The sequence below is a fragment of the Clostridium disporicum genome (assembly GCF_001405015.1).
Lineage (GTDB): Bacteria > Bacillota > Clostridia > Clostridiales > Clostridiaceae > Clostridium > Clostridium disporicum_B.
Genome location: NZ_CYZX01000003.1, coordinates 214810 through 227781 on the forward strand (window position 1 = coordinate 214810; position 12972 = coordinate 227781).

Below are 12972 nucleotides of genomic sequence, written 5' to 3' on the forward strand. Positions count from 1 at the left end.
TCTTATGAATATTTTTTATTTTTTCTTATGTTTTAATATATACCATATACAATTCAATAAATGGTATATAACGTTTAATTATACATTATATTTATAATTTTGTATCACTTATATAATAATTTTTTAATCCCTTATATTTATAATTAATATATAGTATGTTCAGCACTTAAAATTTAAATCCACTTTCTCATACCATATCCTTTACTCTAAATCATTATCATCATAGGATGAATAAGTATACGTGTAATAAAAAAAATCAAGGAAATATACAGCTTAAGCATATATTCCCTTGAAAATATAATTTACTTCTATATAATTAACTATTTCTACATTCGCTAGTTGAAAATCCTTCAAGCTTTCTTAATAACCAAGCTGACACATCATTCATAACTTCTAATTTATTATCTTCGTTTAATATTTCATGTCTCTTATCTTTATACAGCTTATAGTTAACATCTTTTATTCCAATAGATTGTAATTTATTATATAAATTCACTATTCCTTTTCCAAAGAAGCCTACTGGATCCATATCTCCAGCTATTATATATATAGGTAAATCTTTCGGTATGGAATTAAAGTTTTCTTTCTTATGAATTGCTTTTAATCCTCTTAAAAGGTCATAATAAAATGATGCTGAACATACAAAACCACAGTATTCATTATCAATATATTTATCAACTTCTTCTTCTACACTACATAACCAGTCATATGGAGTTCTATTTGGTCTAAACTTTCTATTAAAATCACCAAAAGATAACTTGTCCATCATTTTACTTGTATGTTTTCTTCCAAATAATTTTATTTCTATATTTGATAGTAATATTCCTAGTGGTGTTAATTTTGTTGGTTCACCATTACTTCCTGAAAGAATTACTCCATCTATTTCATTTCCATGCAATTCTATAAACCTTTGACTAACAAAAGACCCCATACTATGTCCAAATAAATAAATTGGAAGCCCCTTATTCTCTTCTTTTATCATCATCATTAATTCATATAAATCTCTAACTAACCAATCAAAGCCTTCATTATCTGCTATATATCCAAGCTCCTCTTTAGATTTTGCAGTTAATCCGTGACCTCTATGATCATGTCCATATACTATAAATCCCTCATTATTTAAATAATTTGCAAATTCATCATATCTTAAAACATTCTCCGTCATTCCATGTGAAATTTGTACTATCCCTCTAATTTCTCCATCTGGAATCCACTTATATACATTTAGTTCTACCCCATCACTATCTTTAAATTTAAAATTTTCTCTCATTTTACACCTCTAAAAGCATAATCTTAGTTTATTACAATAATTATATCAAATTTTAACTTTAATTTTCAATTTTAAATTTCACATATTATTAATTATTTTTTAATTCCTGTAGATATGACTAAGGACTTGTCATATTCAGACAAGTCCTTATATCTTAAACTATTTATTATTATACATATAATTATTTAACATATTTACTTAAGAAACTAAATACTTTTTCATAATAAGTTTCTGGATCAACATCCGGTGCTGAACCATGTCCTGCTCCCTCAATTACGAGCATGTCCTTTTCACATGTAGCAGCATCATATAACCTATAAATCATTTCTGTAGGTACATAAGTATCCTCTCCACCATGAGTAAATAACATTGGAGTCTTAGACTTTTTAATCTGTTCTAAAGCTGAAGCCTCTTCAAAATCATATCCCGCTCTTATTTCAGTAACTATATTGGCTACATTTATTATAGGGAATGATGGAAGATTAAATCTTTCATATAATTGAGCTTCAAACATCTCCTTAACTGAAGTATACCCACAATCCTCTACTATAGCTTTAACGTTAGATGGAAGCTCTTCACCTGATGTCATCATAACAGTAGCTCCCCCCATAGATTCTCCATATAGAACTATTTGAGAATCTGCATCTATACTTAGCACATAATCTATCCATTTTAAAATGTCTTTTCTATCCAGCCATCCCATACCAATGTACTTACCTTCACTATTTCCATGGGCTCTCATATCTGGAGTTAAAACATTATATCCTTGATTGTAGAAATTTAGAGCTATTGGTTGTATATCTTCATGGCTTGAAGTATAACCATGAGCAATTATTACCCACTTATCAGTTTGCTCTTCTTGGAAATACATCTTACCCCAAAGCTTTAATCCATCCTCTGACTCTATAGTTGTCTCTTCCGTTTTTACATCTTCTAACCACTTGTCCACTTCTTCTCTAGCTTTTTCTTTATTAGCTACTTCAGCCATAGTTTCTATTGATTGAGGTGCATTTGGGTCTACATTTGCTGCAGTTACTATTCCTTCTTGTCTAAGAAGAGCATATTCAAAGAAGTAATTACCTACAAATCCTAATCCACCAATTAATACTACTAATATAAATGAAATAATACATATAACTATCTTTTTCTTCTTACTCATAAACATCCTCCTAAATGTATGCCTCTTTACATAGTATCTGATATTTATTTTAATAAGATTTATTTTGATAGTCAATATATTTGATTTAAATAGTTTTAGTAGTCATCAACATCAAATTCTTTATCTTTGTAATAATACTTTCTATGCTCTTCTGTTATTTCTCTTATTACTATACAAGGGTTACCTACAGCTATAACATTATCAGGTATATCTTTTGTAACAACACTACCTGCTCCAATAACAACATTATTACCTATTGTAACTCCTGGAGTAATTATAACGTTACCTCCTACCCATACATTGTCACCAATAGTAACAGGAATTCCATATTCATATCCTGAGTTTCTTGATTCAGGATGTATTGGGTGACCTGCTGTATAAATTGATACATTAGGAGCGAACATAACATTTTCTCCAATCGTTACTTTAGCAACATCTAATATTACACAGTTGTAATTAGCAAAGAAATTATTACCTACCTCAATATTTTTACCATAATCACAACGGAAAGGTTGCTCTATAAACACCTCTTCTCCTGTTTTTCCAAGTATATTTTTTATCATTTCTTTCATCTTTTTCTTATTATCTGGACGAGTTAAATTATAATCATGTATCTTTAACTTATTTTCCATTCTTTCTTCTTTTAGTCCATCTAACCATGCCTTATATGGTAATCCTGCTAACATTCTTTCTTTTTGATTCATTCTATACTCCTTTTATCTAAATATAATTTATATAACTTAAAGATATTAATCTATTTACATAATAAATTCTTATGTAATAGTTCTGCTACTTTTTATTTTATTACATATATCACTTTATTATTTTCATAAAATGAAAGTATTATTTTTTATAATAAAATAAAGATAGAGAGTATTATACAACTCTCTACCTTTATTCTTAGCATTAAGGATTTATGAAATTATACGCTGCTCCTATTAAACCAGCATCATTTTCATGCTTACATTTTTCTATAGTGCATGATACATGCTTCCACCATGGAATTTCATTTAGTGCATTTTGCAATTCTGAAATCAGCTCTTCCCTTGCACTAACCCCTCCACCTATTAATATTTTTTCAGGGTTTAACATTGATGAAACATTATATATCATCCTTGCTATATTTCCATACCATTCATTAATAATAGCTTTAATATTTTCATCTTTTTCTGCTTCTTTAAAAATATCTGAACCTAAAACTTTTTCCGTATCACTTATCTTTTTATATTCCTTATACATTTTTATAAGAGCCGTCATTGATGAATTTTCATTAAGTTTCTGATAACCCGCTTTATCTTTAGTTATCATATAACAAAACTCTCCACCCTTAAACTGTTTACCTCTTATTAATTTATTATTTAAATAAATTCCTCCACCTATACCAGTTCCAATAGTTATACAAATGAAGTCTTCACACTCTTTTGCATTTCCACTAAACTTTTCAGCCAAGGCCACACAGTTTGCATCATTTTCTATCCTAACTTTTAAATTAGTTCTTAATGATAGTTCCTCTTGTAATTTATAACCTTCTATAAATCTTAAAACACTACAAACTAATGGAATACCTTCTATATTATTTATAAATCCAGGCATGCTAATTGCTATACCTAAAATATCTTTATGTTCTTTATATAGATTAGCTATTTCACAAAGTTCATTTACAAATCCCTCTGCTGTTTTTTGAATAGTCTCCATCTTATTTTTACATAAAACATTACCAGCTTCATCAACTAACCCATACTTTATAAAAGTTCCACCTACATCTATAGAAATTATTTTTCTCATTTTTATTACTTCCCTTTAATAATTTATCTCCACCATTTGGTGACCATCTACCTTATTTACTGTAAATTCTAAAGTTCCATCTACAATATTAAACTTAACCTCTTCATTTTGTGGAACTAACGTAACGCTCTTAGGTGATTTTTCTAAATTCATTTTCACCTCTAAATTGTATAGAGGTATTACATCTTCGATTACATCAATTCTTTGACATCTTCTTTCAGGTATATAATGAAGTAAGTGTAGTACATATCTATTTTCATTTTCTTGCTCATTTAAAGTACTTATTATAGTGCTAGGTCCATTATGATTAACTAATCTATTTTCTAATAATGTATCTATAGAATTAATAAATAACTTTTTGCACCAAACTGATCCATAGTTATGATATTGAGAGAATATTTTATGAGCAATATATATTGCATTATCTCCCTTTATAATAGCTGGTCCATATATTTTCCCACTACTTGGTGCATGTTGATGCGAACAAAAATGTTCTGGTGTTCTATTAAAGTAAGGTTCTATTGAGTTGCATAGTACTTCTCCACCTTCTTCAACAGAGACTTTAGATGAATCTTCATACATAACATATTCTGTGTTATATAAATCTTTAGCTAATTTACCTTCTGGTATTATAAATGTTGGAGTAAATTCCCCTTTACCTTCATATTTTACTTTTAAAGATGGGATATTAAACTCTGTTTTTTCTTCATTTAATCCACCTTCATACACAGCTATTATTTTACCACCATTTTGAATAAATTTCTCTATTTTACAACTAAATTCATCATTTACAATAACTCTTTCTTCTGGCAATACTAAAAGTTTGTATTTATTAAAATCCATTGAACTATCAATAATATCAAATTGAAGCGAAGCTTCTTGTAACATTCTAGTTACTCCAGTTATTGAAGGTTTTAATCCAAACGGTCTCTCTGATTTATAGTCTATAAATTCTTCCGGAGTAAATACTCCTATTTCACAAACTGCTTTTGCATCTTCGCACCAAGGCTCCTTCTTTTCAACTTCACTATAAACCTTACCAATTAAATCATAAACTTCTTTAGATATTTTTCCATTAGGATCTAATTGATCTCCAATAGAGCACTTTGTATTTTGTGCTAACATGTGGAAACATTCATATTGAAGTGCGGCTAAATTCTTAAATGAGTGAAAATCTCCCCAATAAGTATGGAATTTTCCTGTCATACCTAAGCAATCTTTACCTAAATTTCTAGCATATCTAACAGTTGTAGGAAAGTGCATGTATCCCCATCCACCACTTGGTAATGACTCAATTTCAATATGACTATAATTATCTAGTCCATCTTTAAGTTGAGGGCTTATATGGGAGCCATTATAGAATATAGTTACATTTTGATTTATCTCTTTAACAAACTGACTCATTTCTCTCTTAAATTCAGTAAGCATCTTTTCAGAGAATTTTAATCTTTCTCCTTTTATTGTATAGTCAATCCCTAAATCTTCCATACTCTTCTTACAATTTTCACAAGCACATGGCACTACCATAACTATATCGAAGAATAACCCATCACACTCTGGGAATATTTCTAATATTTCTCTTACATGATTCTTTAAAAATGTTCTGTATTCATTGTTTACACATAAGAACTCATAAAATCCAGGCTTTCCACCTTCACCTTTTATGATATTACCATCTATATCTTTAGATACCCATTCTGGATGTTCATCATAAGTGAACTTGTCCCACTGAACTGGTAAATATATTGGCGCCTTAATTCCTCTCTCATGACAAGCTTCTATTTGTTCTTTCAACAAATTCTTATTAGCAAGATGTGGATGAACTCTTTCTTTATTAATCTTTGAATCATAATATAAGTATCCATGATGACATCTAGCAAAGCATGTTATAGAATTAACTCTCGCCTTTTCTAACACTTCACCAAATTCTTCTTTATTAAAATCTTTTCCTATACCCTCTATTAATGGACTTGTATGAAAATCTAAATGTATTTGTCTGCTTCTTGTCTTATACCCCATATTAATTCTCCTCTAATCTTAAACATATAATAATTTATCCTTTTACTGCTCCTGATGTAATACCTTTTTCCACATGCTTTTGACATAATACATATATAATTATTATCGGTATTATAAACATACTTATAGCTGCAAATATTGCTCCTTTATCAGATGAATATCTTCCGTTCAAACTCATAAGCGCAACTGAAATGGTATATTTAGTTTTATCAGTTAAGAACATAAGTCCAAATATAAATTCATTATAAACTGACATAAAAGTAAATATTGATATTGTTGCTGCAGCTGGTTTAGCAAGCGGAAGTAATATTCCAAATACTAATCTTAATCGTCCACATCCATCTATTATTGCTGCTTCATCTATTTCTTTACTTATTCCTCTCATATATCCTGACATCATAAATATAGCAAATGGTAATTGAAACGTTGCATATAAAAAGATAAGTGGTATAAGTTGATTTTTAAATCCATATCTATTTATAATATCTGCAATAGGAATTAATGTTGTATGCATTGGAATAGTTAATCCAATTACGAAGTATGTTAAAAGTAAATTTCTAAGCTTAAATCCTGTTCTTGTTATTACATAAGCAACTAAAGTAGTAAGTATCACTACCAAAATTGTCGTTGAAATAGCTAAGAAAAATGAATTAAATATAGCTGATACTATATCAGCTTTGCCAAGAGCGGTTTCATAGTTAAAGAAACTTATAGTTTCAGGAAGAGCAAAAGAATTACTATATATGTCATTAGTATCTTTAAATGATGACATCAATGTGAATATTAATGGAGCAACACTAAATATAGCCCATAATATAGCACAAGCATACATGCAAATTTTTATTATTTTATTCTCTTTATTTTGTAGCATTTTATTACTCCTTTCTATTCATCGCTGCCTTTAAATACTTTATTTACTATTAATGTACAAATTACTGCTGCTATTAATATTAACATCCCTATAGAGCTACCATATCCAAAGTTATTATATTTAAACGCTTGATCATATAATAATGTTACTGGAACATCTGTAGCTCCCCCTGGTCCTCCACCAGTCATAATAAAGATAATATCAAATACTTTGAAAGAACCTACTATCGCTAATACTGAGAATATCTTAAAGCTTTCTTTCATTAATGGTAAAACTATGTGTATTTGCTCTTTAAAGCCATTAGCTCCATCGATTTTAGCAGCTTCTATTAATTCTTCTGGAATATTAGTTAATCCAGCCACAAAAATAAGCATATTATATCCTATAAATATCCATGCATTAACTAAAGCAACTGTTAAAATTGCAAGTTTTGGATTACCTAACCAGTCTTGCTGTGCTGCTCCCATTCCTATTTTCATTAAAAGTGTATTTAGAGCTCCACCAGATTTATATAATATTAATGTCCACATTAACCCTGTAGCTGCTGTTGGTAATATTGATGGCAAGAAATATACTGTCTTAAAAAATCTCTTTCCATTTATATATTTACTACTAACTAGCAATGCTAAAAGATACGCAAATGGCATTATTACTAAAAAGCTTACCAGCATAAATACCCCTACGTTTTTTAATGCACTATAAAACGCTGGATCTTTGAATATATTTATAAAGTTATCTAAACCTACAAATTTCTTTTCAATAAGTGGAATACCATTCCATTTTACAAAAGATAAGTATAATGACTTAACTACTGATGATATATAAAAAAATGTATATATAGCAACCGCCGGTAGCACAAATAGTGTGCATACTATATTTTCTTTTATCATTTTCTTAATCTTAGATTTTTTTCGTATATTATTAGGTACTGGATTAAGGCTTTTTTTACTTCTTATTTCAATTTCATCTATTTCAACTTCTGCTGTAGCTGAATTTTTCATTTTATTTTAACCTCCTTTAATTCCCGTATTAATTAAAGTGAGCCGCAAAATTCTGCGGCTCTTATATTAAATACCACAACTTCTATTTAATATTTTTATTCCATATCAGTTACTTTCTGAATTCTAGCTAAAGTATCATCTACACTAGTTCCTGCAAACATACCTTGAATAGCATCTCTTATTTCTTCCCTTAATTGTGCTTTAGCAGCATAATCACCTGGCTCTAATTTAGCTTCATTAACATCTGTAAATGCAGCTTGGAATTCTTTAGCTATTGGAGTTATATCATCAATTTCTTTCATTGTTGTTACTGGATAAATTCCACCTTTAGATAAAGCTTGAGACTCATTGTACGCTTCTTCATCAGTTAAATACTTTAATAACTTTATTGAAGCTTGTAATCTTTCTTCCCCGTTAGTAGCAGATAAACTAAATCCTTCTGAAGTACCTGAGTGCCAATTATTCTTATTTTCTGGATATTTTTCAAAGTAAGGGAATGCTATAAATCCAACTCTTTCTGGATTATCAGAATCATTTACTTGATTCATGAACCAAGAACCATTTAAATGCATTGGAGTATCTCCATTTAAAAATAAAGATTGTTCTCCACTTGAATCTAGAGTAGTTATATTTTCTCCTAAATACCCTTTTTCTCTCCATGAATTCATTAATTCAAATACTTCCTTCATAGCTGTATCATTCCATTTAGTTTCACCATCTATAATTGATTTTGTATAATCAAATCCATCTCTCTTTAAAACTAAATTAGCTAAAAGGTGAGCTCCTCTAAAATTATCTTTATCACCTAAAGCAAATGGTGTAATTCCCTTTGCTAAGAATTCATCACATACTTTTTCAAATTCTTCTATAGTTGTAGGTGGTTCTAATCCATTTTCTTCAAATAATTCTTTATTATAATAAAGTCCTGTAGCAAAACATGAAAATGGAACCCCATAATATCCTTCTACGCCTTCATACTTCAAAGCATCCAACATACTTTCTATATACTTGTCTCCCCATACAGTATCTTCTTCAGCAACTTTACTTAAATCATAAAATAATCCACTTTCAACATATTCTTTAAATTGTGTTCCTCCATAATTTACAAATACATCTGGTGCATCCCCTGTTGCTATTGATGTCTTAAACATATTATTGTATGTTGATTCATCACCTATAGCTTCATGCTCAACAATGATATTAGTATTTTCAGCCATAAATTCTTCAATTCTTTTGTTAATAGTTATATCATCTGGCCCTTGGTCACTACTATATCTAGATAGCATCTTTATAGTTATTGTTCCTCCCTCTTCAGTTGTACTGTTTGCACTGCTACTTCCACAACCAACTAATGAAGTCATAGTCATTGTTGCTAGAAGTAATCCTATAATTTTTTTTCTCATAAAATCCTCTCCCCCATCTTTCATTTTTTCTAATTCTATGTTAACATTTACATTATTGGTATAAAATGTATTTTCTTTAGAATTTATTTGGAGTATATTTTATGGATATTAATTTTTTTAACTTTAAATCTATTAAAGATAAAGTGTTCTATTTCTCATTCTTAGTAACTTTATCAATTATCTTACTACTTATTTTTATTGCATATTTCATTACTTACAATAATATAAAAAATACCTCTATCTCTAGAGAGTTAGATACATTAGAACTTATAGCGAATCAAACTGACTTGGTCTTAAATTCTGCTGAATCAAGTTCAACTGGAATTATTATTGATTCAGATGTTCAAAATATACTAACTAATTCCAGTGTAAACAACATTTATCCTACCCCTAAAGATGTGTTAAAAGTTCAAAGAGCTATAGATAATAGTATGTATAAAGAATCTGTTATATCTGGAGTCATACTACACTCTACAAATAACTTTACTTTTCAGACAAACAGTAAACTTATTAGCTTTGCTAATTATAATATGGAGTTTAATAAATGGTATGGTGGAATTTCAAACATAGCAGGAAATCCTTATCTATATACAATAAAACAGATATTTAATATGAATACCGGAAAACTAATTGGTTACTTAGAAGTCTTTGTTGATGAAAGTACTTTGTCAGCAAATTATACTAACACTAAATATAATAAATTCATTAATTTTTTTCTCATTAATAACGATGGAGTAATTACTTCATCTTCTAATCAAAATGAAGTTTCTGATAACATTTTTAAACTTAGAAAAAATTTAGAATTTGCTACTTCAAATGATCCTATAAAAATAATAGAAAATAGAAAAGAGGATAAATTAACTCTTATGCTATATCATAGTAACTTAGATTGGAACATAGTTGCTGATATATACTTAAAAGATTTAATTAAAAATAAAGAAGCACTTATTTTATCTCTAATTATTTTATCCTTAATAGCTTTATTATTATCTTATGTTCTTTCTAAGACTATTGCTAAATCAATTATACAGCCAATTAACAACTTATCTTTAGCTATAAATCAAGTTGAAAAAGGCAATTGGTCAACAGAGATAGATATTTTATCTGATGATGAAATAGGATTACTTTCAAAAAAATTTAACAATCTAATCTTTTACATAAAAAACCTGCTAGATACAATAACCCTTGAACAAATAAAAAAGAAAGAATTTGAATTTGAATTAATTCAATTACAAATAAAACCACACTTTTTATATAATTCACTAGAAAATATTTCAGCTTTAGTTGAACTTGAAAGGAATGATGAAGCTGTAGATATGATCTTAAACCTCTCTACTTTCTATCGAGGGGCATTAAGCAAAGGGAATAACATTATTTCAATAAAGGACGAGCTTTCTCTAACAGAAAGTTACTTAAAAATCATGAAGTTACGATACTATGATGTTTTTGATTATGAAATATTTAGTGATTATAATTTAGAACAGTTCTCTTGTCCAAAGCTTTTAATTCAACCTTTAGTAGAAAATGCTATATATCACGGCCTAAAAAATTATGATGATACAGGCAAAGTAATTATTTGTATTGAATCTTTTAATAAGGAACTTAAAATTACCATCGAGGATACTGGTATAGGAATGACAGAAGATGAATTGCAAAAAGTAATTACTGGTAACATCTCCTCTTCGGCAAAAGGTGGATTTGCCGTAAAAAATACCATAGAGCGTTTAAAGTTGTTTTATCATAATAACTGTATTTTTAATATAAAAAGTCAAAAAAACATTGGAACTACTATTACTATAGTAATACCAGCAATAAAAAAGGAGGTATACAGCGATGAATATACTTTTAGTTGATGATGAATATCTTATTAGAGCAAAGCTTTTAAAATACTTAAAAGATAGTACATTTAAATTTAACAATATTTATGAGGCTTCTGACGGATTAGAAGCACTAGAAATTATTAGAACCAATTCTATTGATATTGCAATAATTGATATACATATGCCTAAGATTACAGGTATTGAACTTCTTCAAACTTTAAGATCTGAATTATATAAAACTAACATAATATTTCTTTCCGGTTTTGAAAAGTTCGAATATGCTAGACAAGCTATTAAATATAACACCGTCGAGTATTTACTTAAACCTGTAAAAAAATCTGATCTATATAATGCTATAGAAAAGTGTATATCATTAATAGAAAAGTCAGATCAGAATTTAGTGGCTATCCATGAATTAGAGGAAAAATCCAAATATCAATATATAGTAGATTCTATTTATAATGATCTAGACATAAAAAATTCTCCACTTACTATCACTGATAATAACTATATTTTTATATCAGTAGAATTATTTCATGAATCTTATCTAAACAAACTATATAGCTTTTTAGAAAATAATTTTGAAACTTTTGATGTTATATATGGTCTTTCTAAAAAAAATAAAATATTACTTGTTAACTGCATATATTCGGATAATATAAAAGCTAGATTTAACTCTCTTATTGAAAACAAAATATTATCATATTGCTATTTTAATAAAGACTCCAAAGATATAAAAAAATTAAAAGATTCTTTCTTTGAATGTATTACACTATTTCCTGCTAAGATTTTTTTTGATAAATTTTCAATATTTACTTTTAATGATATCAAATACAAAGCTTGTACACTTCCAAATACCCTTAAGCTTGACTTTGAGCTATTAGCTCGTTCTAACACATCAAATAATTTAGTAAATACTTTTGAATTTTATATAGATAAAGTCAGTGATATTAAAGACATATATGCTCTTAAATTATTAGTGAATTGCTTTTTATCATCTATCGAAGATGTCTTTTTAGAAGGTAATGGTGAATATTTATCTCTAATAAATCTTGACCATCTTATAACTAATTTACTATATACTAGTAAAGATTTAAATTCTATTAAAAGCTATTGTTATAATTGTTATGACAGATTATCAAAAGAAAAGTCTACAACTAGGAATAATAAAAATTCAATATCATCAAAAACTATAATAAAAGTTAAAGAATATATAGACCAAAATTATTATTCTGATAATATAAACTTAGATTACTTATCATCTCATTTTTATATTAATAGCTGTCATTTGAGTTCTACATTTAAGAAAATTATTGGTGAAAGCCTAGTAGAATATATAACTAAAAAACGTATAACAGAAGCTAAATCTCTCCTTAAAAATGATGATATAAAGCTTTCGGAAGTAGCTGAAAAAGTAGGATATAAAGATTACTACTACTTTAGTAAGTTATTTAAAAAGCATGTTGGAGTATCACCACTTAAATATAAACAAACATAAATATCTAAATACTAAAATAGGGGCTGTCTCTGAAATGATTTTTAAAATCATTTCAGTAGACGGTCTTTTTATTTTTTATTCATATATTTATATGAAATTATTTCTAAATGAACAAGTTTTTTGACACGACAAATAGGAGGTTATAA

The 12972-nt window shown here is 28.1% G+C and carries 10 protein-coding genes; 2 read left to right on the top strand and 8 right to left on the bottom strand.

Annotated features, from left to right (window positions below; all coding sequences use genetic code 11):
- Positions 1–316: 316 nt before the first annotated feature.
- The 8 genes from ARA56_RS03255 to ARA56_RS03290 form a co-directional block, all read right to left on the bottom strand.
- A complete protein-coding gene (locus tag ARA56_RS03255; protein WP_055263898.1) occupies positions 317–1270 on the bottom strand; it encodes an alpha/beta hydrolase in 954 nt (317 codons plus the stop codon).
- 181 nt (positions 1271–1451) lie between these two features.
- Complete coding sequence (locus ARA56_RS03260; RefSeq protein ID WP_070205636.1) at positions 1452–2429, bottom strand: alpha/beta fold hydrolase; 978 nt, start codon at positions 2427–2429, stop codon at positions 1452–1454.
- Positions 2430–2524: 95 nt separating this feature from the next.
- Positions 2525–3133 (bottom strand): sugar O-acetyltransferase, encoded by a 609-nt coding sequence (locus tag ARA56_RS03265; RefSeq protein ID WP_055263900.1) that lies wholly within the window; start codon positions 3131–3133, stop codon positions 2525–2527.
- Between the two features lie 202 nt (positions 3134–3335).
- Entirely contained in the window at positions 3336–4214 is an 879-nt protein-coding gene (locus ARA56_RS03270; protein ID WP_055263902.1) for an ROK family protein, read from the bottom strand.
- Between the two features lie 15 nt (positions 4215–4229).
- Positions 4230–6233, bottom strand: coding sequence for a beta-galactosidase trimerization domain-containing protein (locus ARA56_RS03275; protein WP_055263904.1), 2004 nt, complete (start codon positions 6231–6233; stop codon positions 4230–4232).
- A 34-nt stretch (positions 6234–6267) separates the two neighbouring features.
- Positions 6268–7104 (bottom strand): carbohydrate ABC transporter permease, encoded by an 837-nt coding sequence (locus ARA56_RS03280; RefSeq protein ID WP_055263906.1) that lies wholly within the window; start codon positions 7102–7104, stop codon positions 6268–6270.
- 14 nt (positions 7105–7118) lie between these two features.
- On the bottom strand, positions 7119–8105 hold the full coding sequence (locus ARA56_RS03285; protein ID WP_242855852.1) for a carbohydrate ABC transporter permease: 987 nt from the start codon (positions 8103–8105) through the stop codon (positions 7119–7121).
- Between the two features lie 95 nt (positions 8106–8200).
- Positions 8201–9508, bottom strand: coding sequence for an ABC transporter substrate-binding protein (locus ARA56_RS03290; RefSeq protein WP_055263908.1), 1308 nt, complete (start codon positions 9506–9508; stop codon positions 8201–8203).
- 101 nt (positions 9509–9609) lie between these two features.
- Between ARA56_RS03290 and ARA56_RS03295 the strand changes: the two genes are divergently transcribed.
- Both ARA56_RS03295 and ARA56_RS03300 read left to right on the top strand, forming a co-directional pair.
- Positions 9610–11361 carry a sensor histidine kinase gene (locus tag ARA56_RS03295; RefSeq protein ID WP_055263910.1) on the top strand — a complete coding sequence of 584 codons (1752 nt, stop codon included), beginning with the start codon at positions 9610–9612 and terminating at the stop codon, positions 11359–11361.
- The gene (locus ARA56_RS03300; RefSeq protein ID WP_055263912.1) at positions 11342–12826 is read left to right on the top strand and encodes a response regulator transcription factor; all 1485 of its coding nucleotides are present in this window, start codon (positions 11342–11344) and stop codon (positions 12824–12826) included. The genes ARA56_RS03295 and ARA56_RS03300 overlap by 20 nt, the downstream gene beginning before the upstream one ends.
- Positions 12827–12972: the final 146 nt, after the last annotated feature.